The organism is Streptomyces flavotricini (assembly GCF_020639365.1).
In the GTDB taxonomy this organism is placed as follows: domain Bacteria; phylum Actinomycetota; class Actinomycetes; order Streptomycetales; family Streptomycetaceae; genus Streptomyces; species Streptomyces flavotricini.
On the sequence record NZ_JAINUL010000001.1, the window covers coordinates 359,021 to 379,843 of the forward strand.

General features: G+C 72.1%; 26 protein-coding genes. 15 read left to right on the plus strand and 11 right to left on the minus strand.

The window, feature by feature from the left end:
• Positions 1–7 precede the first annotated feature (7 nt).
• The 5 genes from K7B10_RS01875 to K7B10_RS01895 form a co-directional block, all read right to left on the minus strand.
• On the minus strand, positions 8–685 hold the full coding sequence (locus tag K7B10_RS01875; RefSeq protein ID WP_229334199.1) for an HAD family hydrolase: 678 nt from the start codon (positions 683–685) through the stop codon (positions 8–10).
• Positions 686–844: 159 nt separating this feature from the next.
• Positions 845–1,810, minus strand: a complete 966-nt coding sequence (locus tag K7B10_RS01880) for an LLM class F420-dependent oxidoreductase (RefSeq protein ID WP_229334200.1) — start codon at positions 1,808–1,810, stop codon at positions 845–847.
• A 64-nt stretch (positions 1,811–1,874) separates the two neighbouring features.
• On the minus strand, positions 1,875–2,363 hold the full coding sequence (locus tag K7B10_RS01885) for a flavin reductase family protein (protein ID WP_229334201.1): 489 nt from the start codon (positions 2,361–2,363) through the stop codon (positions 1,875–1,877).
• A 21-nt stretch (positions 2,364–2,384) separates the two neighbouring features.
• Positions 2,385–2,558 carry a hypothetical protein gene (locus tag K7B10_RS01890; protein WP_229334202.1) on the minus strand — a complete coding sequence of 58 codons (174 nt, stop codon included), beginning with the start codon at positions 2,556–2,558 and terminating at the stop codon, positions 2,385–2,387.
• 144 nt (positions 2,559–2,702) lie between these two features.
• Positions 2,703–2,912: a hypothetical protein gene (locus tag K7B10_RS01895; protein WP_229334203.1), complete on the minus strand. Its 210-nt coding sequence runs from the start codon at positions 2,910–2,912 to the stop codon at positions 2,703–2,705.
• 237 nt (positions 2,913–3,149) lie between these two features.
• Between K7B10_RS01895 and K7B10_RS01900 the strand changes: the two genes are divergently transcribed.
• Complete coding sequence (locus K7B10_RS01900; protein ID WP_267501611.1) at positions 3,150–3,977, plus strand: YhjD/YihY/BrkB family envelope integrity protein; 828 nt, start codon at positions 3,150–3,152, stop codon at positions 3,975–3,977.
• Between the two features lie 100 nt (positions 3,978–4,077).
• Here the strand turns inward: K7B10_RS01900 and K7B10_RS01905 are convergent, their stop codons facing one another.
• Entirely contained in the window at positions 4,078–4,581 is a 504-nt protein-coding gene (locus tag K7B10_RS01905) for a hemerythrin domain-containing protein (protein ID WP_229334204.1), read from the minus strand.
• Between the two features lie 198 nt (positions 4,582–4,779).
• On the opposite strand from K7B10_RS01905, the gene K7B10_RS01910 reads away from it, so the two are divergent.
• The 5 genes from K7B10_RS01910 (at position 4,780) to K7B10_RS01930 (ending at position 9,305) form a co-directional block, all read left to right on the plus strand.
• Positions 4,780–5,322, plus strand: coding sequence for a hypothetical protein (locus tag K7B10_RS01910; protein WP_229334205.1), 543 nt, complete (start codon positions 4,780–4,782; stop codon positions 5,320–5,322).
• Position 5,323: 1 nt separating this feature from the next.
• Positions 5,324–5,803: a hypothetical protein gene (locus K7B10_RS01915; protein WP_229334206.1), complete on the plus strand. Its 480-nt coding sequence runs from the start codon at positions 5,324–5,326 to the stop codon at positions 5,801–5,803.
• 89 nt (positions 5,804–5,892) lie between these two features.
• Positions 5,893–8,316 (plus strand): SpoIIE family protein phosphatase, encoded by a 2,424-nt coding sequence (locus K7B10_RS01920; protein WP_229334207.1) that lies wholly within the window; start codon positions 5,893–5,895, stop codon positions 8,314–8,316.
• 180 nt (positions 8,317–8,496) lie between these two features.
• Positions 8,497–8,859, plus strand: a complete 363-nt coding sequence (locus tag K7B10_RS01925) for an STAS domain-containing protein (protein ID WP_229344698.1) — start codon at positions 8,497–8,499, stop codon at positions 8,857–8,859.
• Positions 8,860–8,873: 14 nt separating this feature from the next.
• Positions 8,874–9,305 carry an ATP-binding protein gene (locus K7B10_RS01930; RefSeq protein ID WP_229334208.1) on the plus strand — a complete coding sequence of 144 codons (432 nt, stop codon included), beginning with the start codon at positions 8,874–8,876 and terminating at the stop codon, positions 9,303–9,305.
• Positions 9,306–9,352: 47 nt separating this feature from the next.
• Here the strand turns inward: K7B10_RS01930 and K7B10_RS01935 are convergent, their stop codons facing one another.
• A complete protein-coding gene (locus K7B10_RS01935; RefSeq protein WP_229334209.1) occupies positions 9,353–9,838 on the minus strand; it encodes a DUF6328 family protein in 486 nt (161 codons plus the stop codon).
• A 303-nt stretch (positions 9,839–10,141) separates the two neighbouring features.
• On the opposite strand from K7B10_RS01935, the gene K7B10_RS01940 reads away from it, so the two are divergent.
• From K7B10_RS01940 to K7B10_RS01960, 5 genes are all read left to right on the plus strand, one after another.
• Positions 10,142–10,474 carry a hypothetical protein gene (locus K7B10_RS01940; protein WP_229334210.1) on the plus strand — a complete coding sequence of 111 codons (333 nt, stop codon included), beginning with the start codon at positions 10,142–10,144 and terminating at the stop codon, positions 10,472–10,474.
• 93 nt (positions 10,475–10,567) lie between these two features.
• A complete protein-coding gene (locus tag K7B10_RS01945) occupies positions 10,568–11,323 on the plus strand; it encodes a TetR/AcrR family transcriptional regulator (protein ID WP_229334211.1) in 756 nt (251 codons plus the stop codon).
• Positions 11,324–11,474: 151 nt separating this feature from the next.
• Positions 11,475–11,789 carry a hypothetical protein gene (locus K7B10_RS01950; RefSeq protein ID WP_229334212.1) on the plus strand — a complete coding sequence of 105 codons (315 nt, stop codon included), beginning with the start codon at positions 11,475–11,477 and terminating at the stop codon, positions 11,787–11,789.
• Positions 11,790–11,799: 10 nt separating this feature from the next.
• The gene (locus tag K7B10_RS01955; protein WP_229334213.1) at positions 11,800–12,873 is read left to right on the plus strand and encodes a M14 family metallopeptidase; all 1,074 of its coding nucleotides are present in this window, start codon (positions 11,800–11,802) and stop codon (positions 12,871–12,873) included.
• Between the two features lie 80 nt (positions 12,874–12,953).
• Complete coding sequence (locus K7B10_RS01960; protein ID WP_229334214.1) at positions 12,954–13,952, plus strand: endonuclease/exonuclease/phosphatase family protein; 999 nt, start codon at positions 12,954–12,956, stop codon at positions 13,950–13,952.
• 134 nt (positions 13,953–14,086) lie between these two features.
• On the opposite strand, the gene K7B10_RS01965 is transcribed toward K7B10_RS01960, so the two are convergent.
• Together K7B10_RS01965 and K7B10_RS01970 are read right to left on the minus strand one after the other, a co-directional pair.
• The gene (locus K7B10_RS01965) at positions 14,087–14,944 is read right to left on the minus strand and encodes an SGNH/GDSL hydrolase family protein (RefSeq protein ID WP_229334215.1); all 858 of its coding nucleotides are present in this window, start codon (positions 14,942–14,944) and stop codon (positions 14,087–14,089) included.
• Between the two features lie 5 nt (positions 14,945–14,949).
• Positions 14,950–15,681, minus strand: a complete 732-nt coding sequence (locus tag K7B10_RS01970) for a hypothetical protein (RefSeq protein WP_229334216.1) — start codon at positions 15,679–15,681, stop codon at positions 14,950–14,952.
• 68 nt (positions 15,682–15,749) lie between these two features.
• On the opposite strand from K7B10_RS01970, the gene K7B10_RS01975 reads away from it, so the two are divergent.
• Positions 15,750–16,250 (plus strand): MarR family winged helix-turn-helix transcriptional regulator, encoded by a 501-nt coding sequence (locus K7B10_RS01975; protein WP_229334217.1) that lies wholly within the window; start codon positions 15,750–15,752, stop codon positions 16,248–16,250.
• A 138-nt stretch (positions 16,251–16,388) separates the two neighbouring features.
• On the opposite strand, the gene K7B10_RS01980 is transcribed toward K7B10_RS01975, so the two are convergent.
• Entirely contained in the window at positions 16,389–16,778 is a 390-nt protein-coding gene (locus K7B10_RS01980; RefSeq protein ID WP_229334218.1) for a hypothetical protein, read from the minus strand.
• Between the two features lie 256 nt (positions 16,779–17,034).
• Positions 17,035–17,220, minus strand: a complete 186-nt coding sequence (locus K7B10_RS01985; RefSeq protein ID WP_229334219.1) for a hypothetical protein — start codon at positions 17,218–17,220, stop codon at positions 17,035–17,037.
• Between the two features lie 512 nt (positions 17,221–17,732).
• Here K7B10_RS01985 and K7B10_RS01990 point away from each other — a divergent pair.
• The 3 genes from K7B10_RS01990 (at position 17,733) to K7B10_RS02000 (ending at position 20,812) form a co-directional block, all read left to right on the plus strand.
• Positions 17,733–18,350, plus strand: coding sequence for a hypothetical protein (locus tag K7B10_RS01990; RefSeq protein ID WP_229334220.1), 618 nt, complete (start codon positions 17,733–17,735; stop codon positions 18,348–18,350).
• A 414-nt stretch (positions 18,351–18,764) separates the two neighbouring features.
• Positions 18,765–20,135, plus strand: a complete 1,371-nt coding sequence (locus K7B10_RS01995; protein WP_229334221.1) for an MFS transporter — start codon at positions 18,765–18,767, stop codon at positions 20,133–20,135.
• Positions 20,136–20,311: 176 nt separating this feature from the next.
• Positions 20,312–20,812 (plus strand): hypothetical protein, encoded by a 501-nt coding sequence (locus K7B10_RS02000; RefSeq protein ID WP_229334222.1) that lies wholly within the window; start codon positions 20,312–20,314, stop codon positions 20,810–20,812.
• The last annotated feature ends 11 nt before the right edge of the window (positions 20,813–20,823 follow it).

Below are 20,823 nucleotides of genomic sequence, written 5' to 3' on the forward strand. Positions count from 1 at the left end.
TCCGCCCTCAGCGGCCGGGGTCGGTCACCTCGGCGAACGGGCTGTCGTCGAGGTGGGCGAGGAGGTCCGCGGGATGCCGGTACACGGCCCGGGCCCCGGCCCCTTCGAGGTCGCCTCGCGGGATGCCGCCGCACAGGAGCCCCACGCAGGCGACGCCGGCGCGACTGCCCGCCCGCATGTCCCAGACCGTGTCACCGACGAAGACCGAGTCGCGCGCGGACGCGTCGGCGAGGTCGAGGGCGTGGTCGACCGGGTCGGGTGCGGGCTTGCCTTCTTCCACGTCGTCGGCGCTGGCCGTCGCGGTGATGGCGTCGTCGGCGTCGACGGCCCGCCGCAGGGCGTCGAGTTCGGTCTGCCGGGCGGAGGTGACGAGCACCACGCGCCAGCCGCGCCGGTCCAGCTCGCGCAGCAGGTCGGCTGCCGCGTCCAGCGGCGGCAGCCTGTCGAAGTACGTGCCGTAGAGGGTGTCGTGCGCGCTGGTCAGCGCGTCGTCCTGGTCCGTGTCGCGGTCCTCGCCCAGCAGATGCGCGAGCAGGTCCTCGCCGGGCAGACCGATCGCGCGGTGGATGTCGTGCATGGCGACGTCGTGGCCGCCTTGACGCAGCGCCTCCCACCAGCACGTGACGTGCAGGTGGTTGGTGTCGGCGAGGGTTCCGTCGACGTCGAACAGCGCGGCCCGGTTCATGCGCGCCTCCCGCCGGTTCGGGATCCTCGGGGCATGACGAACTCCTCTGTGCGATGGGTGGCCGACGCGGTGGACCCTGGATCATGTCGGGCGTCTACCCGCTCCTTTCCTTCGCACTCTTCGCGCCCCGGCGCCCTCCGTGATGCCCACGAGGCCGTTTCACAGCTCCCTCAGGGCCGGCAGCAGTTTCCTCGCGGACCAGTCCAGGAAGGGCTCCTGCCGGTCGCCGCCGATCTGGATGAGGGCGATCTCGGTGAATCCCGCCTCGACGTAAGGGCGCACCGCTTCGACGAAGGCATCCACGTCGTCGCCGCACGGAACGGCGTCGGCGACGTCCTGCGGCCTGGTGTGCCGCGAAGCCTGGGCGAAGCCCGCTGGACCGGGGAGTTCCGCGTTGACCTTCCAGCCGCCGAGCGCCCAGCGGAACTGGTCGTGCGCCCGGGCCACCGCCGCGTGCCGGTCGGTGTCGTAGGCCACCGGAAGCTGGCCCACGCACGGCTTTCCGGAGCCTCCGTACCCGCCGAACGCGGTCAGTAGCTCCGGTTTCGGCTCGGTGGCGATGAGCAGGTCGCCGTAGCGGCCCGCGACCTGGCAGGAGCGGTCTCCGGAGACGGCGATCCCGATCGGGGGCGGAGGGTCGGGGAGGTCCCAGAGTCTGGCGTCCTGCACGTGGAAGTGGGTGCCGTGGTGGCTGACGTACCCGCCGGCGAACAGGGAGCGGATGATTCCCACGGCTTCCTCGAGCATCTCCAGGCGGACGTGGGCGGCGGGCCAGCCCGCGCCGACGATGTGCTCGTTGAGGTTCTCGCCCGAACCGAGTCCCAGGCGGAAGCGCCCCTGGGACAGGAGCTGCATCGTGGCCGCCTTCTGCGCGATCACCGCAGGGTGGTAGCGGAAGGTCGGGCAGGTCACGTACGTCATGAGCGGGATCCGGGAGGTGGCCTGCGCGGCGGCCCCCAGGACGCTCCACGCGTACGGCGCGTGCCCTTGGGCCTCCAGCCAGGGGAAGGAGTGGTCGGAGATGACGGAGAAGTCGAACCCTGCCCGCTCCGCGCCCAGCACGTGGTCGACCAGTTCGCGGGGCCCGGCCTGCTCGGTCATCATCGTGTACCCGATGCGCACCATGCCGGGCGCCTTACCGCTTCTGCCCCGCTGAAACGTGTCGGCCCGTCCGGGCGAGGCGGTGGCCTCAGGCCGGGTGACCGGGTTCCAGGGGCCGCAGCTCCCGGTACCGGAGCAGCGGGGGCGGCGGGCCCTCGCTCCGGGGGCATACCGCCGCGGGTACCAGGAGGAAACCCACGTGGTCGCCGCCCTCGATACGCCCTTCGATCCGGCCGGTGAACCACGTGGAGAGCTGCTCCAGGACCGGGCTGTGCGCTTCTCCCGGACGCCATCCGACCCGCGCGAACTTGTCCCCCCGGTCGCCGGTCTCCCCTCCGAAGAGCTCCGCCAGTACCCGGTCGTCCCGGTGGAGCAGGTGGACGGTGAGGTACTCGGCCCCGCGTGCGACGCGATAGGTGTGGTTGGCGATGGACAGCCAGACGACGAACCTCGGTGGGTCGATGGAACACTGGGAGGCGAATCCCACGAGGCAACCCGCCCGCTCGCCGCGAGATGCGGCGGTGACCACGTACATCGGGCCGTCGAGCACGTCGGTGAAGGGGTCGAGCTCCGTCAAGGCTCCTCCTGGGCGGGGTGCTCACAGACCGAGGTCGAGGAGGGCGTTCTCCGCGGCCCCGGTGAGTGCGGGTTCTGCGTCGAGACGGCCGAAGACCCGGTCGCGCGCCGCGCGCCAGCGCACCGCTCTCAGCTCGGCGTCGACGACGGCGTTCCCGGATCCCGCACCGATGACGACAAGATCGCGATGGCGCACCGCGCCACCCTACGAGGCCCTGCGCCAAGCCGGCGCCCCGGCACGCCGTCCCCCACCGACCGGGACGCCGAGGGTCGTGCGCACCGGTCGCGGCACGCATTCGGACCGGTTCACACCGGCCTCACCTCACCCCGTGTGCGCTTCTCAGTTGCTGGGCGGGCGGGTCTGCTCTTCACGACCGATGCCCGGACGGTGGCGCTTGGCGCGGTGGCCCCCGGCATCCGTGTCGTCCTGCGCCCTCCCCCGCACGACGGCATCGTCCGCCTGGCGCCTGGCCTCGGGGTCGCCGCTCTCGCCCACGGCCTCGGACGGCGTGGTCCGCGGGTGTCGCCCGGACTTCTCTTGGTCCGCCATCTCGTCCTCCTTCGAGGTTCCTGTCCCCCGCGCCTACCCCACACCATCGCCCCGAAGCGTGCCGGTCCGTGAGCGGCTCGAGGGCGCAGCCGGAGGGACCGCCCGGGCCCTGCACGCCGCCCGTGCGGCGTGCAAGGCCCGGGTACCGTGGGAACCAGCAGCAACTGGAGCGGCCATGCCCGTGACATCGACCTCGCGTTCTCCGTCCCGGTCGCCGCACCCGCGTACGGGACCGCCATGACCGGCTCCCGCGGGCCGGCCCGGTGGCCGGCGCTCGGACGGATACTCAGCACGATCCGCCGCACGCGGGCCGGCCGACGCTGGGGGCGTGTCCGGGACGTGGAACTGTGGCAGCGCTCGCTGGGCTTCGCCGCGCTCGGCTTCCTGACACTGGTACCGCTGCTGATCGTCGTGTCCGCGGCCAACCCCGTCGGCGGACAGGGGTTCGCGCAGTGGCTGGGGGACGGACTCGGAGTGTCGCCGGCCGCCAGGGCGGAGATCGACCGTCTCTTCGCCCTCCCCGGCGAGGCATGGCGCACGACCACGGCGTTCGGCCTGGCCCTGCTCGCCGTGTTCGGTCTGTCGTTCGGCACGGTGCTGCAGAGCGGCTACGAAAGGATCTGGGACCTGCCTCCGTCGCGCTGGTGGGCCCGCTGGCGGCACGTACTGTGGCTCGGCGCGCTCGTCGCCGTCCTCTACCTGTCGGCGATCACGTCACCGTGGCGCGAGTCCCCCGCCCGGGGGTTCGTCACGGTTGCGATCGGCACCCTGTTCTTCTGGTGGTCCCAGCGGCTGCTGCTCGGCGGCCGGGTCGGTTGGCTCGCCCTCCTGCCCGGGGCGGTGGCCACCATGGTCGGGTTGCTCGGGCTGCGGGTCTTCTCCCGGCTCGTCTTCTCACCGCTGATCGCGTCCAGCGCCGTCACGTACGGCCCGTTCGGGACCGTCCTCGTCATCCAGAGCTGGCTCGTCGGCGTCGGCGTCGTCGTCTTCGGCGGTGCACTGGCCGGCCGCCTCGTCCACGACGAACTGGCGCGCCGCGCTCAACCGCCGGCCCCCGGCAACTGAGGCTGCCGGACCTCCCCGGTACCGCCACTCCCCCGTCGCCGTCGCCGTCGCGGGTGGCGCCGCCGGGCTGCCCCGCCCGAGCCCGTCGCCGCCGCCTTCGTCACCCCCGTACGACTGCTCGCACGTTTTCGATGCTGCCGCAGTCGGCCGCGAGCAGCCGCTCCCGCTCCCGCAGGAATGCGGTCCCGAGCTCGGCCCTCCGCTCGTCGGGCACGTTCTCCCTGGCGTCGTTGAGGATCGTCCGCTCCTCCTCGTCGAGGTGGTGGGAGACCGCCTTGGCCAGAGCCTCCAGGCGCTCGTCCCATTCGTCGGACCCCACGTCGGACACCTCGAGCAGTGCCAGGAGGGCCTCATTGCCCTCGGCATGCTCCTCGGCGCCGTGTTCGACCTCCTCGTTGTCCACGTCCTTGAACCTCTTCAGCGCGCCGTACACCTCGGCCTCCTCGGCCTCGCCGTGCGCGATGAGCAGCGCGGAGAACTTCGAGAGGGCGTCGGCCCGGTCCGCCTCCACGCTGCGCATCCGGCGGAAGAGGTCCTCCATCGTGCGGTGGTCCTTGAGGATCGCGGCGACGACGTCCTGATCCTTCTGCTGCTCCGCGGCCATGCCACGTACCTCCTGCTCCCGATCTTCCTTCGCTTCGGGTGACGCCTGCTCGGTGGCGGTGGGTTCAAACCCATGGGTTCAAACCTGTGGGTTCAAACCCGGCTGCGAGGGTCGGCACCACCCGCACGTGTTTCCGCAGCGCCCACCGGGGCAGCCGCGAGGCGAGATGCGAAGAGCCCCCGGAACGGAGGCCTGAAGATGTCAACCAATTCACTGATAGCCGTCATCGTGGTGGCGGTGGTCGTCGTGCTCGCGCTCACTGCGCTGCTGTGGACGCTGGCCCGCCGGCGCCACCTGCGCGAGCGGTTCGGTCCGGAATACGACCGAACCGTCGAGGAGCAGGGCGGCACACGCTCCGCCGAGCGCGATCTGCGCGCCCGGGAGGAGCGGCACGACCAGCTCGACATCAAGCCGTTGTCGCCCGAGCGCCAGCGCCAGTACGCAGACGAGTGGACGCGTGTGCAGCAGCAGTTCGTGGACCGGCCGGAGAGTTCCGTGGCAGGGGCCGACGATCTTCTGACCCGGCTGATGGGTGAGCGCGGCTACCCCACCGAGGGGTACGACGGCCAGCTGCGGGACCTGTCGGTGGAGCACGGGCGCACGCTCGAGGAATACCGGGCCGCGCACGCCGTCAAGGTGCGCAGCGGCGCGGGAGAGGCCACGACAGAGGAGCTGCGCGGGGCGATGGTGCACTACCGCGCCCTGTTCGAAGAGCTGCTCGCCGACCAGAGGAGCCGATGACATGCCTGATCACGAAGAGCAGACGGGGCGGGCGTCCGAGCCCGTCCTGACGACGGAAGACCTCGCCCGTCCGGCGCCGTCCCACGACCGGGACGCGGCCGTCTATCCCGGCGAGGCCACCGGCGGCCGGAACGACGACACGACGCGGGCAGCGGCGGACGTGCCTGCCGGCGATCGGGACCAGGAGCCGGGCCGCGGAGCCGAGAGCGAAGAGGAACCGCTGCTCGGCGCCGCTGAGGCGGAGCGGTACCGCACCACCTGGGGCGAGATCCAGGGCCGGTTCGTCGACGACCCCCGGGAGGCGGTCCGGTCGGCGGACGCCCTGGTGGCGGAGGTCATGCAGAGCTTCGCGGGCACCCTCTCCGAGCAGCGGAGCGGGCTGGAGAAGCAGTGGGACCGCGGGGAGCAGGTGGCCACCGAGGACCTGCGTCAGGCACTGCGGGCCTACCGTTCGCTGGTCAACCGGTTGCTGGACACCTGAGCCGCGGATCCGCGTACGAAGGTGCCCCCGCCGGGCGGTGGCCCGGCGGGGCACCTTCGTACGCGCGGCGTACGTGCGATGCTCAAGGGGTGAAGGGCGATGCCGCGGGTGAGGGCGCCTCACCCGAGGTGCTGGCGCTCGCCAAGGTGGTGGCCAGGCTGCGTTCGGAAATCGTGGTCCTGGAAGGTGTCGCCGCGACCACGGCCGTCGTCGAGCGGGCCAAGGGCGTCCTGATGGCCCAGGGGGACGTATCCGCCGACACGGCCTACGAGATGCTTCTCGGCCGCGCCTCGGAGCGGGGCCGCACCCTGCTGGAGGAATGCTGGATCCTCCTGGGGCGGATGAACGCGGGCCCGCCGCCCGCGCATGCACCCACCGCCCCGCCCCCTGCCACCACCGTCTCGGGGACTGAGCCCGCCACCCCGGCCGCCGGCGCCGGACGGCATCTCGCGGGCGGGGCCGCGCTGCGCCCGCTCCTGGCCCGGCTCGCCGACGGCCTGACGACGGCTCGCGGCGGGGACGACGTCGCGGAGCTGCTGCGGACCGTACTCGGCGGGGACGCCGGTGTGGACGCCGTGATGATCTTCTCGCTGACCTCCGCCGGGAGCCTGGAGCTGACCGGTTGCGCCGGCACCGGCGAGGAGCTGGCCGAGCAGTGGCGCCATGTACCCCCGCTCAGCGGCATCGCAGCCCACGAGGCCATCGCCGGGGGCCGGGCCCTGTGGCTGGAGGACCCGGCCGAGGACGCCCTCCGGTACCTGCTCATCGCGGATCCACAGCACCGGTGGCCCTCGCGCGCCTGGATCCCCGTACCCTCCGACGGTCCCGCGACGGCTGCCATCGGCTTCCTGCGGGCGCAGCCGGGTCCCTTCACGGCCGCGACCCGGGCGCTGCTGCGCCGTGCGGCCCGATTGTGCGCGGGCCCGCTGGGGCCGCCGGAGCGCCCTCGCGACGCCGGTGCCGAGGGGCCTCGGGACGGCGTCGACGTGACGTCCGTCCAGCGGGTGCTCGACGCACTGGCCGGGCCCGCGATCCTCCTCACCCCGCTGCGCTCGAAGGCCGGCGAGGTGGAGGACTTCCGCATCGACGCGGCGGCGCCCGAGTCGGTGGACGTGGCCGGGCGGAGCGGCAAGGAGCTCGTGGGCCGCCGGGTCCTGGAGACGTATCCGACCGTGGTGGGCACCGCCCTGTGGGAGGGCTATCTGGAGGCCCTCACCACGGGGACCGGGTACGAGGGTGAGCCGTTCACCTATGAAGAGGTGGTCGCCGGCGTCCCGCGCCGGTCCGTCTACTCGGTCCGGGCGTCCAGGCTGGGAGACCGCCTGGTCGTGTCGTGGATCCGCCACGACACCGGCGAGCGCGAGGCGCGCCGGCTCGCCGACATGCAGCGGCTGGGCACCCTCGGCTGGGGGGACTGGAACCTGGCGACGGGAAGCGTCAGCTGGTCCGATCAGATGTACACCATCTTCGGCCGCGATCCCCGGGACGGGCCGATGACACTGGAGGAGCTGTCGCGGCACCTCCTGCCCGACGATCTTCCGGCGGCCGCCGCGGCCGTGGAACGGCTGCTGACCGAGGGGGAGGCCGTCGACCAGCCGTTCCGGATCGCCACCGGGCACAGCGTGCGGCACCTGCGCTTCGTGGCCGAGGCCCAGACGGACGCCGACGGTGCCCCGGTCGAGGTGCACGGCTTCTTCCAGGACCTCAGCGCACAGCGCGGGGCCGAGCTCGCGCTGCTCGAGAGCGAACGCGCCGTCCTCCTCCAGCGCGGCATGCTCCAGGCCGAACGGGCACTCGCCGCACGTCTCCAGGAGACCCTCCTGCCGGTTCCCGAGCAGTCCATGGAGCTGGCCGGTCTGTGCATCGACGTCGCCTACGTTCCGGTGGACCGGGGGATCAACGTCAGCGGTGACTGGTACAGCGCCATCGAACTGCCGGATGCCAGCGCCCTCTTCGTCGTCGGGGACGTGGCCGGGCACGGTCTGGCCGCCGTCGGCACCATGGCCCAGCTGCGGTTCACCGCGAAGGGCATGACGATCACCGGCTCCCCCCTGCCCGACGTCCTGCGCCGGCTCAACACCCTCCTGCTCCATACCGCGTCGGACCCGTCCGGCAGCACCACCGCCACCATGGTCATGGCCCGGTACCAGCCCTGGGACCGGCGTCTGACCTGGGTCCGGGCGGGCCACCTGCCCCCGTTGCTGGTCCGCGGCGACCGGGCGGACTTCCTCGAACAGCCGGCGGGCGCCCTCCTCGGCGCCAGCTTCGACGCTTCCTACGGGCAGGCCGTCATCGACCTGTTGCCGGGCGACCGCCTGCTGTTCTACACCGACGGACTCGTGGAGGAACCGGGCGAGGCCCTGGACGTCGGGCTCGACCGGCTCGCCGCGGACACCGTACGGCTCCTCCGGGAGGGGCGCGGGGAAACCCTCGCCCGTACGCTCGCCGCGATGCGCCCGGGCAACCGCGACGACATCTGCGTCCTGGACATCCTCGTGCCGGACGACCGGTGAACCGCCGCACACCGGGCAGGCTCCGCGCCATGCGCCCGCCTGCACGTCCGCACCCCCGGTCACTCGCTTGGGCGGCGGGCGACCGGGTAGGCGCGGTACACGCCGAGGAACTCGGACGGGAGAAGCCATGACGACCCCAGCGGTTCATCTGACAGGGCACGGCAAGGGGGTGTGTGCGTGATGCACACGACGGGCGGAGAGCGTTTCACCGTCGAGGCGACGTCCCTCCCGGAGGCCACGGTCCTGGTCACGAAGGGGGAGCTCGACCACGACACGGCCGAGCCCCTGAGGCAGGCGCTGGACTCCGTGTGGCGGGACGGGGGGAGACTGCTGGTCGATCTGAGCCGCCTGGACTTCTGCGACTCCACGGGGTTGAACCTGTTGCTGAGCGGCCGGCTCGCGGTCCGGGAAGCGGGCGGCAGCCTCGAACTGATCGGCCTGCACCCCCCGGTCTCACGCATGTTCCAGATCACGGGCGCGGACCGGCTCTTCCCGGTCCACACCGACCTGGATGCCGCACTCGCACACCCCCGGAGCACCTAGGAGGAGGGCCGCACATGGCCACGGGCCGGTCACCGGAGATGACCCGACACCTCGCGCTGGACGGCGCCGCGAAGGCGGTCACCCGCTGTCGCGACTTCACGCGTCAAACCCTCGCCGAGTGGGGCTGGCCACCGGTCCCCGTGGACGGTACGGCCAGGTCGGAGCTGACCGAAGACGCCCTCCTCCTCGTCTCCGAAGTCATCGCCAACGCCTGCCTTCACGCCGGAGGGCCGACGTCCCTCGTGCTGCGCTGCACCCCCGCCCGGCTGCGGATCGAGGTGACGGACCGGAGTCCCGCCCCACCACGGACCGTGCACCGCTCCGACCCGTCCCGCCCGGGAGGGCACGGACTGCTCATCGTGGAGCGGCTGGGCCGGGACTGGGGGTGGGGTCCCGCGGTCGCGGGCCCGGGCAAGTGCGTGTGGGTGGAGATCGGCCCCCGCTGAGCCGCGCTGAGCCCCCCGTCCGTCACACGGCATGCGGCGCCCGGAGGTCAGTTCTCGGCGGTATAGCGGATCCGCGCCCACAGCGGCAGCGCGAACCAGCACAGCAGGTACCAGGCCAGCACGCCACCCACGAGCCACGGCACGAGGGCGTTGTGCGTCGCCACGCGCAGCACGAGCAGCAGGGCCGCGGTACAGGTGGCCAGCAGCAGGATCAGGCCCGTGAACGTCAGGCGCGCGGCCCACGCGACCGCCTCGGGCTTGATCTGCCGACCCGAGACGATGCGATGGAAGGCGACCGGCCCGATGAGCGCGCCCGTCGCGAGCGCGCCCAGCACCACGGTCACGATGTAGATCGTCTTGTCGGTCTGCGACAGGCCGTGGAAGACGGGGGTGAAGGCAACGGTGAGCAGGAATCCGAACAGGATCTGGACGCCGGTCTGCGCGACCCGGATCTCCTGGATGAGCTCTTGCCACTGCCGGTCCGCGCGCTCCTCCGCGGTCTCGTCCCGTCCGGCCCCGCCGACACCCGGCATGACGCCTCCCTGGAACGCACCGTTGCCCGGCACCTACCCCGGGGCCGCCTCCGCATGCGTACGGAACCCGAGGGGCCCGGACACGGCCCGACCGGGAGTGGCCCCGCTCCGGTGGACCGCGGCCCGGCGGCAGGTCCCGGTCGCACCGCGGGAGGGGCGGGGTGACGATGGAAAGGCGGACCTCGCCCGCGGTCGCAGCCCCGGTCTCCGGCGAGGGGACGGCTTTGCGCTCGCGGAGCGCGGCCAGGGGGCTCCCCGTCGGGCGTACGGACGCGGCCCTGTTCCCACGCGTGAGGAAAGCCCATGAACCGGCGCATACGCCTGATCGTCCTCGGTCCCCTCGCGGCGGCCTCGCTCGTCGCCGCCCCCGCCGCCCTCGCGGCGGCCCCCCAGTCCTCGCCCTCCGCGGTCCCGGCCGCGACGTGTTCGGTCTCCGGCGTGCTCGACAACGGAAAGGTGCACCTCTCCGGCGGCGGCTTCACCCCTGGCCCGGCGTACGTGTACGGGTCGGCCGGCTTCGGCGGAACGGTGGAGATCGCACAGAACGGCGGCTTCCAGATCATGAACGTGCCGCCGGCCCAGTACAGCGTCCGGCAGGGCGGCGAGCTGACGCAGTGCAGCGGCTTCACCAGCTGAGGCGTACGCCGAAATCCGGTCAAATGATGCAATAATGGATTAAATTTACTCCGTATCCTTACATCCGTGGGGACTGCATCCTGAGGCCGGGACATGGACGAGCCGGACACCCCCGAGCGGCGCGGGCGGCTGAGTCGGCCGCGGGTGCTCGCCGCGGCCGTCGCGCTCGTCGACCGTGAGGGACTCACGGCGCTGACCATGCGGCGGCTCGCCACCGACCTGGGTGTCGAGCCCATGGCCATCTACCGGTACACGTCCAGCAAGGAGGCCCTGCTGGACGGCCTGGTCGAGGCCTTCTTCTCCGAGGTCAACGACCGGCTGCGCACCACGGCGGACACGGACGCCGGCCCTTCCCGCGACCCCGTCGGCGCCCCCGTCGGCATTCTCCCGTGGCGCGCCGAGCTGCGCAGGATCGCCCGGGCCTTCGCCGCTGTCGTACACGCCCACCGCGAGATCCTGCCCGTCGTGGCCACCCGCCCGCTCGCCGTGCCCGTGGCACGGCGGCCGGCGCCCGCCCTCCAACTGACCGAGCACATCCTCGCCGTACTCGGGCGGGCGGGCTTCGACGACGCCACCGCGCTCACGATCTACCGCGCCTTCGTGGCCTGGAACCTCGGTCGCCTGCTCGTGGACAAGCGCCAAGTGGTCGACGATCCGGACGAGCCCGACCTCTTGCTTCGGCTGGGCCTGCACCGGCTTCCCGCCGCCGAGTACCCCCGCCTGCGCGCGCTGGTCCCGAAGTTCGCCGAGTACGACGAAGAACAAGAGCTGATCGCCGGTCTCGACAGCCTCCTGAACCGGATGCCCGAGCCGCCGCTTGACTCGTTCTATGACGGAAGCGCACGCTGAGGATACGAGGTACATATCGGATGTAAGCGTCACATGGCCAGTTGTCTGTGTACGCGATCCGCCCACTCGTTCCCATCGTCGTGAGCGCGCCGCCCCGGGCCGGGTCGGCCCCGCCGGTCCGATGCCCGACGGCGCCCGAGAGGGGCCCGTCATGCCCACCGCTTACACCATCCTCCGCGTCCGCGTCACGGCCCAGGACGCCGACACCCTGCGCGCCCTGCTGCGCGACGCGCGTCCCGACGTCGGCGGCCGCATCGGCCAGAACCCGGACGGCAGCCTCAGCTTCGACGCCTACGTCTCCCCGGAGCAGGCCCAAGACCTGGCTCGCGAGGGCGTTTCGGTCGAGACGATCGAGGACGCCACCGCCAACGGGCGTGCCCGCCAGGCCGAGGTGGGCGAAGGCGACCGGTTCGCCGCCGAGGACGCGGTTCCGCAAGGTCTCGCCCTCAAGGTGCAGGACATCTAGGAGGGGCGCCATGCCTTACCTGAACATCAACGAAGTCGAATCCGGCGTGATCAGCCTGGCCGCCGCGTTCCCGAAGGCCGAACTCGTCCAGCTGCCCGAGCCGACCTTCGAGGGCCGCACCTGCCACGCCCTGCGCATCGGCACCCACCGACTGGAGCCGAAGCCCGCCGTCGTCCTGATCGGCGGCGCGCACGCCCGCGAGTGGGGCAGCAGCGAGATCCTGGTCAACCTCGCGGCCGACCTGTTGCACGCGCACACCGGCGGTACGGGCCTTGCGTACGGCGGTACGAGCTTCACGTCCGCCCAGGTACGCACGATCATGGAGGAGCTCGACGTCGTCGTCTTCCCGCTGGTCAACCCCGACGGACGGAACTACAGCCAGACCGTCGACCCCATGTGGCGGCGCAACCGCAATCCGGCCCGGTCCGGCGGCAATCCGGCGGCCATCGGCGTCGACCTCAACCGCAACTACGACCACCTCTTCGACTACCGGACCGCCTTCCACCCCCTCGCCCCCGTGCGGGTCTCGGACGACCCGGCCGACCCCGACCAGGTCTACCAAGGTCCTGAACCCTTCTCGGAGGTGGAGACCCGCAACGTGCGGTGGCTGCTGGACCGGTTCACCCGCACCCACTGGTTCGTCGACGTCCACAGCTACACCCAGAAGATGCTCTACGTGTGGGGTGACGACCAGAACCAGTCCGTCGACCCGGCCAAGAACTTCCGCAATCCCCTCTTCGACGGCAAGCGCGGCCTGAAGGACGGACTGCTCTACGCCGAGTTCGTCGACGAGGGCGACGCCGATGACTCCGCCGTGCTCGCCGAGCGGTTCTGCGAGGCCCTGAAGGGCGTGCGCGGCACGGAGTACACCCCTGAGCCCGCCTTCGACCTGTACCCGACGTGCGGAACCAGCGACGACTACGCCTACGCCCGCCACATCCTCTCGGACCAGGAGGAGGAGAAGATCCTCGCCTTCACGATCGAGTGGGGAACCGCCTTCCACCCACCGTGGGCGGAGATGAAGAAGATCGTCCTCGACGTCGACGCCGGCCTCGTGCAGTTCTGCCTGACCGCTGCCGCCTAGGACGCCTGTCGGGGGGACGCGCACGTGCTTCACGCCCGAGGCGTCGTGCGGTCCCGCCGAGTCGAGCCTTGGAGACACCCATGACACAGATCCGGATTTCCACATTCAACCTTGAGAACTTCGACGAGACCGCACCGGACGCACACCCGCAACTGGAGGAACGCATCCAGCTGATGAAGCCGCAGATCAGGCGGTTGCGAGCCGACATCGCCTGCTTCCAGGAAGTCCACGGGCAAGAGCGCCCCGGCCAACCGCGTGCGCTGCTGGCCCTCAAGGAGCTCCTCGTGGGGACCAACCTCGACGGGGCCGAGCTGGTGAGCACGAAGCCCGCGGACGACGCGGTGTACGACCTGCGCAACCTGGTCATCGCCACCCACCTGCCGGTCATCAAGCACGAGCAGCTGAAGAACGATCTCGTCGCCGAGCCCCACTACCAGCGGCTCACCGCGGTGCCCCCCGACCCGCAGCCGATCCCGATCGGGATCGAACGTCCCATCCTGCATGCGCAGATCGACACCGATCACGCGGCACCGGGGCGGCTGCTGCACGTCATCACCGTGCACCTGAAGTCCAAGATCCCGAGTGAGATCCCCGGTCAGGTGCTCGACCCCAGGAAGGGCATCTGGAGCAGCGCGGACGCATGGGCCGAAGGCAGCTTCCTGTCCTCCATGAAGCGCATGAGCCAGGCCGTGGAGGTGCGGCGCCTCATCGACCACATCCTCAAGGACGACCCCGACGCACGGATCATCGTCACCGGCGACTTCAACGCCGAGCCGGAGGAAGTCCCGGTCCTGGCTATCTGCGGCAACGTCGAGGACACCAACAACGGTGAACTCGCCCCGAAGGTGCTGGTCCCCATCGAGCGCACCATCCCGAGCGATGCCCGCTACACCCTCTTCCACCACGGTCGCGGCCAGATGCTCGACCACATGCTCGTCACCCGCAACCTTCTCGCCCACTACCGCGGCTCGGAGATCCACAACGAACTACTCCACGACGACTCCCTGGCCTTCGCCACCGACGACAAGTTCCCCGAATCCGACCATGCTCCGGTCGTCGCCACCTTCGAGTTCGACTGAGGCACGGGCAGTCCGCCGGTCGTCCGAGACTTCCGGCACGTCAGCACGTCAGCCTCCTGCGGAGGCCCGCCGCCACGGCCGCCGGGGCAGTCCCCGGCGGCCGTGGGATCCATGCGGCCACGGTGGGCGCCCGGTCACGGCCGTGGCCCCGCCGGGCCGCGGAGGTCCTCCGGCCGGACCAGCCCCGGGCCGAGCGCCTCGAGCACGGCCGCCGCGACGCGCTGTTGACCGGCCGGGGTGAGGTGGACGCCGTCCTCCTCCACGTGGCCGTGTGCGGCGGCTCGGGTGTCGATGGTGGGCTCGGGCTCCGCGAGCAGGAGTTCCGCGACGGCGTCGAGGTCCGCCCCGGCCCATCCGAGTCCCGCCCGCTGGAAGTGCACGTACTGCGCTACCCGCCGGGGATCGACGCCGGTCGGGGTGAGCCAGATCCACCGGGCTCCGGCCCGGCGGACCGTCAGGTCGCGCAGGGCGCGCAGCGCGCGGCGGGTCTCGGCGGCGGCGACCAGCGGGACCCCGTCCAGCCGTTGGACGTCGTTCGCCCCCAGCATGCACATGACCCAGTCGGGGCGCTGGAACGCGAGCAGCGGGACGTTCGCCAGGGCCTGGGCCGTCGTACTGCCGGACACGGCCAGGTTGGTGCAGCGGACACCTTCCGGGAGCAGGTGCCGCAGGATCTCGAACCAGGAGAGCCGGTCGGCGGTGGTGCTCTCCCCCACGGCCACGACGTGCTCGCCCGGCCGGAACGGCAGCCCGGCCAGACGGGCGGCCGTCCCGGGCTCGGCCGCGAGCGCGGCGGCGGCCGCCCGGTTGCGCTCCTCGAACCGGTCCAGGTACCTCCGGTAGCCGACCGGGTCGAGCCCGAACAGGGCTGCGAGCGTGGCCTCGTCGGGCGCGCCGCGGAGGTGCCGCAGGACCTTCTCGGGCTGGTGGAAACGGAGCATCCGTTCCGCCGGGTCCTGGGCGGGGGCGGTGGCGGTGGTGGGGCTCGTCATGGCGGTCAGCCCTCCGCACGGACACGTCGGCGCGGCAGCAGGAAGCCGGCCGCGATCAGCCACAGCAGCCCGGCGAACCGGGCGACCGGCAACAGCAGGGCGGCGCCGTCGGCCAGGAGGACCAGCGTGGACAGCTCGGCGACCGCGGCGACGGCCAGGCCCGCCACGGCGAGGGCGCGGGGAAGCAGGCCGGCGAGCAGCCCCGGTACGGCGATCCCGGCGACCAACAGCCCCAGCAGGACGACGTGGGCGGGCCCGCCGAGCCCGAAGGCCAGGTACTGCAGCGCACGTACGGCTTCGGACTGATCGGCCACCTCGGGCCGGGACAGCACCCAGGTGACCAGCCCGGAGCAGGCGAGGAAGGCCGAGGCGAGGACGCCGCCGGCGAGGGCGATGGTGGCACCGGGGGCACGTACCCCGAGCTTGTGCAGCCGCGCCGAGACGGTCGCGGCGTAGATCGCGAGCGGCACCGAGGCCGCGAATTGCAGGGTCCCGGAGACGCGGACCGCACCGGTGTGGTCGCGGAAGTAGGAGGTCACCGTGTCGGTGGAGCCGAAGGGTGAGGGGAAGGCGTCCCCGCCCGCGAGCAGGGTGCTGAGCACGAGCCCCGCGAGGAAGAGGGCGGTGAAGACCACGGCGAGGACGCCGGGCGGGGGCCCGGCCTGCGGGTCGCGGCGGCCGCGTGTCTCCGGGTCGGTGGCGGGGGCTTGGGCGGCGTTGGCGGCGTCGGCGGTCACGGCAGAATCCGTTCTCTCAAGTTAATCGTTCACCGAGCAGAATCATTTCGCTTGGCTACGATAGGCCGGTGAACAGCTCCCGGCAACCGCATACGACCGACCCCGCCCCGGCCGCCGGGCCGCGCGGGGCCGCGTTCCTCCTCGCCCAGATCGGCGCGCACGCGGCCGGACTCTTCGCCGAACGCATCGGCCACCTCGGACTCACCCCGGCGGACGTCGGACTGCTGCGCATGGTCGCCGGGCAGCCGGGACGCAGCCAGCGGGCCCTCGCCGAGGACCTGGGCGTCGTACCCAGCCGTGTCGTCGCGCTCATCGACGCCCTGGAGGGCAAGGACCTCGTCGAACGGCGGCGCAGCGCCGAGGACCGCCGCAACTACGAACTCCACCTCACGGCGCAGGGCAAACGCGCCCTCGGCGCGGTCTCCCGCGCGGCCGCGGCCCACGAGGACGCCCTGCTCGCCGCCCTCGACCCGGAGCAGCGCACGCACCTGCGCGGCCTCCTCGAGCGCGTGGCCGCCGAACAGGAACTGACACCCGGAGTCCACCCCGGCTACCGGAACCGCGCCTGAAGTACACCGGGCTCGCGCGGCCCGACACCCTCCCGGCCGCGAGGGGAGGTGGGTGGCGGGTGGCCGTCGTCACCGCGCGGGCGAGCAGGTCGTACTCGCCCGCGCGGCGCGGCTCCTCCGGTTCGGGGGCGGTTGGGGTCAGGCGAAGTACTGGAGGCTGACCCTGACCGCAATGTCCTGCGGCCAGCCCGAGTCCACGCGGATCCGGACCTGCTCCCCGTCGAGCGGCACCACGTTGTGCACCGTCATGACCGCGCCTCCCATGAACGGCTTGCCGGTGGGCGGGTACACCTCTGCGACGCTGGCGCACACGTTGGTGTAAGCCGCTACGCCGGGCGCCTCCAGCAACCGTTCGAAGACACCGTGGCTGCGAAGGGTGTAGTAGTAGCCGATCTGTTGGAAATCCGCCCGCGCCTCGCCCCGGCTGCCGCCCCCGCTGGGCGGGATCGCCTTGTCGGGCGCGGTGTTCCCGTTGCCGGCGCCGGCCGTGTTCCCGGTCGCGGGCTCACGGAGATCGGTGTTCGTCATGTCCGTCTCCCTTCGGTGAAGTGGGGATCCCGGCACGGCGACGGGCCCGTGGCGGCGTCTGCGCCTCCGCGCCCGGCGTCTGGGGGTTCTCCGGGGTGGGCCGGTCCGTGCGTGTCGGCGGTGCGGGAAGTGGCAATCCCCGCTCTCCGGCTCTGCCGGGCGGCCGCCCCGCACGTTCCGGTTTCCCCTCCCATGGTGGGCCCGCCCGGCGCCGCCGCGACCCCCTGAAGTGGGCGATGGACAGGCTGCCGACCGGTCACGTAGCGGCGCAGGGCGGCGACGAGCGCCGGTCCGAGCCGGGCCGCCGCTGGAGGTCGTCCGGGCCGAAGGGGCAGGCCCCGGCACAGCGCAGCAGCCCGAGCGCACCCCACACCCCGTGCCGGTCCTGGAGGAGGAGCCGCAGCTCGGAGCCCGCCCCGTTCGCCGTGAGGATCTCACGCACCCGCGCGTCCGAGGGACCGTCGCCCGCCGGCCCCACGACGGTGGCCGGCTCCCGAGGCCGAGCCCCGTCGCCGGATCGGTGGCCACCAGGCTGAGCCCGTCGTGGGGCAGCAGCGGGGCGAGCACCCGCGAGATCCCGGCCCCCCGCCCGCCCCGGCCCGCGTCCTGGCCGGCGGCGGCGTACAGATCACGCGTCAGCCGCCCCGCATCGAAGAACATGAGCGCCACGAGCCCTCGTTATCCCGGCGGACCCGGCTCCGCGCACGGGCGTGGTCCCGGTGCGCTGACCCGCAGGATCGAAGCGGCGCCGAGGGACGGCGGGCCGGTTCGCCGCCCGGAGGGAGCGCGTCCCCTTTGGTGGTGTTTGCCATTTTTCGGTCATTGGCAGCGGATTTCGGTCGTTGAGATCGAAGATCCGGCCGCACGGGGTACGGGCACCCCACCCTGGAACGGAGTCCCGTCCCGACCAGGGCGGGACGTCTCGATCGAGACAAACAGGGGGAAGGGGAAACCATGGGGGTACGTACACGGCTGCGCGCGGGCCGCGTCGTGGTGGGAGCCGCGGTGCTGGCGGTCGGAGTGGCATCGGGTCCGGCGTCGGCTGCCGACCAGTGGCGGCCGAGGCCGGGCACCCTGTACATCTCCGATCTGCCGAAAACCGAGTCGTGGCGCGCCAACCCGGTGGCACGGGGTTGGGGCGACGCGTACGTCTGCCCGGCGGGCTGGTCGGCGGAGCCGGCCACGGTGAACGTCTGGAACCGGGACTTCACCACCGCGGAGACCGCGTTCGCCCAGCAGAAGGTGGCGGTGTTCGCCACGGAGGCCGAGGCCATCGCGTTCGCGGCCAAGGCCCGCCAGGACTACGTCGACTGCGCGAACGCCCCGCAGCCGCCGGGCGTGACTGCGACCTACTACGACCACGGCACGGTGAACGTCGAGGAAGGTGCCACCCTCCAGGGGATGTACACCTTCGACTCCGAAGCATCCGAGCGTCCCGGCTTCACCTACCTGTGGGGCGTGGGCCGCGACGGCGACACCGTCACGCTGGTCCTGTGGCAGAGCTACTGGGGGGATCCGCCCGTGACCCAATGGAAGAACACCCTGCGGACCGCGGTGAACAAGCTGTACTGAGCGCGATCAGGGGCGTCGATGAGCGCTCCGGCTTCGTACCGGGGCCGTCTCGGTATCGACCGGCCGGACACGACGCCCCTCTGGGCAGACGGAGAGGTTCCGGCGCTCCCCCGGCGCAAAGCCGCGGAGGACCGGTGGCGAGCGCGCGAGCGGACGGTGACCGTGCGGCGCTCGCGGTCCGCACCCGCGCCCGCGGTGCACACCTCATGGCGGTGGAACCCGGCCCCGGACCGGGAACGACCTGACCGATGTCAAGATCATCCACCTCGACGGCGATGCGTCGGACGTACGTTCAACTGGTTCACGCTCACCACCGGTGCCGGGTCGCCGCTACCGCATGCCTCCGGCCCAGCTCCCCCTGTCCACCGGGCCGGCGGAACCAAACCCGTCCGCTCACACAACCGGGGCTCACGAATGAACACCTCACAGCAAAGACGGATCAGCCGGCAGCACCGCTCGACGCTGCGCTGGATCCTCGCCATCACCACCATCGCGCTGGTCTTCGACGGCTATGACCTGGTCGTCTACGGAACCGTGGTGCCCAGCTTCCTGCGCGACCCGAGTCAGATCGGCCACCTCTCCGTCGCCCAGGCCGGCGCGCTCGGCTCCTATGCGCTCATGGGCGTCATGGTCGGTGCGCTGACCGCCGGAGCGGTCGGCGACCACACAGGACGGCGCCGCATCATGATCGCGGGGATCGTCTGGTTCTCCGTCGCCATGGGGCTGAGCGCATTCGCCACGAGCATCACCGTGTTCGGCGTCCTGCGCTTCCTCACCGGCGTCGGGGTGGGCGCCCTGGTGGCCACCGCCGCCGCGATCATCGCGGAGTTCGCGCCGCCCCACCGCCGCAACGTCTACAACGCGATCGTCTACAGCGGCGTCCCCGCCGGCGGTGTCCTCGCCGCGGTCATGGCGCTCCTCACCTCCGGTGGGGACAGCTGGCGCACCCTGTTCCTCTTCGGTGCGGCGCCCCTCGTGGTCCTCCTGCCGGTCACGCTGCTGCGCCTGCCCGAATCTCCCAAGTGGCTGCTGGCGCGCGGGCACACCGAGCGGGCCCGGCTGCTCTCCGAGCGCACCGGAGTCACCCTGGGCGAGGCGCCCCGGGCAGTCGAAGACGAGAAGGTCGGCTTCGCGGCTTTGGCGAGCCGCCGATACGCCCTGCCCACGGTGCTGCTCGGCCTGATGAGCTGCTCCGGTCTTCTGCTCACCTACGCCCTGAACACTTGGCTGCCCGAAATCATGGGGCAGAGCGGATTCGGCAAGTCCTACGCACTGGTCTTCCTGCTCGCTCTCAACGGCGGGGCGATCATCGGTGGGGTACTCGCCTCCCGGGTCGCCGACCGGACGGGTCCGCAGCGCGTGATCACGTCGACGTTCGTGCTGGCCGCCGTCTCCCTGACGCTCCTCACGCTGGGGCTGCCCCTCGGTGTGCTGCTGGCCCTCGTCGCGGTGGCCGGAATCGGCACGATCGGCACCCAGGTCCTGGTGTACGGCTTCGTCGCGAACTACTACGACACACGGGCCCGGGCTGCCGGAGTGGCCTGGTGTGCCGGGTTCGGCCGGCTCGGCGGCATCGGCGGGCCGCTCGTCGGCGGAGCCCTCGTGAGCGCCGGGATCTCGCCGCACACCGCGTTCTACGCCTTCGCCGGCGTCGCCGTCTTCGGGGCGCTGGTGAACCTCTTCGTACCGCGCCGGAGCGCTGAGGCGGACGCCGTCCCCGCCTCCGTACCCGGCCGGCCCTCGGCGGAGACGGCCGGCGTACTCGCCTACGAATCACTGCGTTGAGCTGCGGCGGCGTCCGGGTGGGCGGGCCGGCGGCGGCGCCGGGCCGGTCCGGCCACTCAGGCGGGTTTGTTGCCGTTCAGGTGCATTGGGGCGGAGCGGTGGCGGGGAAGGATTCCCCGACCCGGTCCCGCTCGGAAGGGACGGGCGACCAACCGGAAGGGCGGAACCCACCCACCATGCTCACCAGCCGCACGTACGCCGCACTCATCGCCGCCGCCACCTCGGCGGCCATCGCCTGCGCCGGCACCGCACAGGCCGCAGCGGCGGGCGGCAGCGCCCCGTCGGCCTGCCGCCCGGCCAACCACCTCGCGAAGATCCGCCCGGACCAGGCCAGTTCGGGGCACCTCCACTTCCGTGTCACGCTGACCGCGCCGAAGGGGTACGCGTCGTGTCGTCTCGCGGGTTCCCCGATCGACGTGGGTTTCACGCACCTCGGCGCGCCGCTCGGCGTCAAGGCCGGTCGGTACGGTGACCAGACCACCTCGGTGACGTTCGGACCGGGACGCCCCGTCCACTTCGACATCCAAGTCCCCAACCAGGGCCACCTCATCCCGGCCGACGAGGCGTCGTTCACGCTCAGGGCCCCGGGCGGCGAGATCCCGGGCACTTCCGTGGCCCAGGGCGCCTTCCGGATCGCTGCCGGCACCGTCATCGGCCCCGTCCGGTCCGGAGCCTGACCCTGGCGTGT

Excerpts from the sequence above, each read along its gene's own strand:
- K7B10_RS01930 (WP_229334208.1), top strand. The coding sequence starts at position 8,874 with ATGGCCACGGGCCGGTCACCGGAGATGACCCGACACCTCGCGCTGGAC.
- K7B10_RS01950 (WP_229334212.1), top strand. The coding sequence starts at position 11,475 with ATGCCCACCGCTTACACCATCCTCCGCGTCCGCGTCACGGCCCAGGAC.
- K7B10_RS01965 (WP_229334215.1), bottom strand. The coding sequence starts at position 14,944 with ATGACGAGCCCCACCACCGCCACCGCCCCCGCCCAGGACCCGGCGGAA.
- K7B10_RS01900 (WP_267501611.1), top strand. The coding sequence starts at position 3,150 with ATGACCGGCTCCCGCGGGCCGGCCCGGTGGCCGGCGCTCGGACGGATA.
- K7B10_RS01905 (WP_229334204.1), bottom strand. The coding sequence starts at position 4,581 with ATGGCCGCGGAGCAGCAGAAGGATCAGGACGTCGTCGCCGCGATCCTC.
- K7B10_RS01960 (WP_229334214.1), top strand. The coding sequence starts at position 12,954 with ATGACACAGATCCGGATTTCCACATTCAACCTTGAGAACTTCGACGAG.
- K7B10_RS01915 (WP_229334206.1), top strand. The coding sequence starts at position 5,324 with ATGCCTGATCACGAAGAGCAGACGGGGCGGGCGTCCGAGCCCGTCCTG.
- K7B10_RS01945 (WP_229334211.1), top strand. The coding sequence starts at position 10,568 with ATGGACGAGCCGGACACCCCCGAGCGGCGCGGGCGGCTGAGTCGGCCG.
- K7B10_RS01955 (WP_229334213.1), top strand. The coding sequence starts at position 11,800 with ATGCCTTACCTGAACATCAACGAAGTCGAATCCGGCGTGATCAGCCTG.
- K7B10_RS01935 (WP_229334209.1), bottom strand. The coding sequence starts at position 9,838 with ATGCCGGGTGTCGGCGGGGCCGGACGGGACGAGACCGCGGAGGAGCGC.
- K7B10_RS01995 (WP_229334221.1), top strand. The coding sequence starts at position 18,765 with ATGAACACCTCACAGCAAAGACGGATCAGCCGGCAGCACCGCTCGACG.
- K7B10_RS01875 (WP_229334199.1), bottom strand. The coding sequence starts at position 685 with ATGAACCGGGCCGCGCTGTTCGACGTCGACGGAACCCTCGCCGACACC.
- K7B10_RS01980 (WP_229334218.1), bottom strand. The coding sequence starts at position 16,778 with ATGACGAACACCGATCTCCGTGAGCCCGCGACCGGGAACACGGCCGGC.
- K7B10_RS01990 (WP_229334220.1), top strand. The coding sequence starts at position 17,733 with ATGGGGGTACGTACACGGCTGCGCGCGGGCCGCGTCGTGGTGGGAGCC.
- K7B10_RS02000 (WP_229334222.1), top strand. The coding sequence starts at position 20,312 with ATGCTCACCAGCCGCACGTACGCCGCACTCATCGCCGCCGCCACCTCG.
- K7B10_RS01880 (WP_229334200.1), bottom strand. The coding sequence starts at position 1,810 with ATGGTGCGCATCGGGTACACGATGATGACCGAGCAGGCCGGGCCCCGC.
- K7B10_RS01910 (WP_229334205.1), top strand. The coding sequence starts at position 4,780 with ATGTCAACCAATTCACTGATAGCCGTCATCGTGGTGGCGGTGGTCGTC.
- K7B10_RS01895 (WP_229334203.1), bottom strand. The coding sequence starts at position 2,912 with ATGGCGGACCAAGAGAAGTCCGGGCGACACCCGCGGACCACGCCGTCC.
- K7B10_RS01940 (WP_229334210.1), top strand. The coding sequence starts at position 10,142 with ATGAACCGGCGCATACGCCTGATCGTCCTCGGTCCCCTCGCGGCGGCC.
- K7B10_RS01925 (WP_229344698.1), top strand. The coding sequence starts at position 8,497 with ATGCACACGACGGGCGGAGAGCGTTTCACCGTCGAGGCGACGTCCCTC.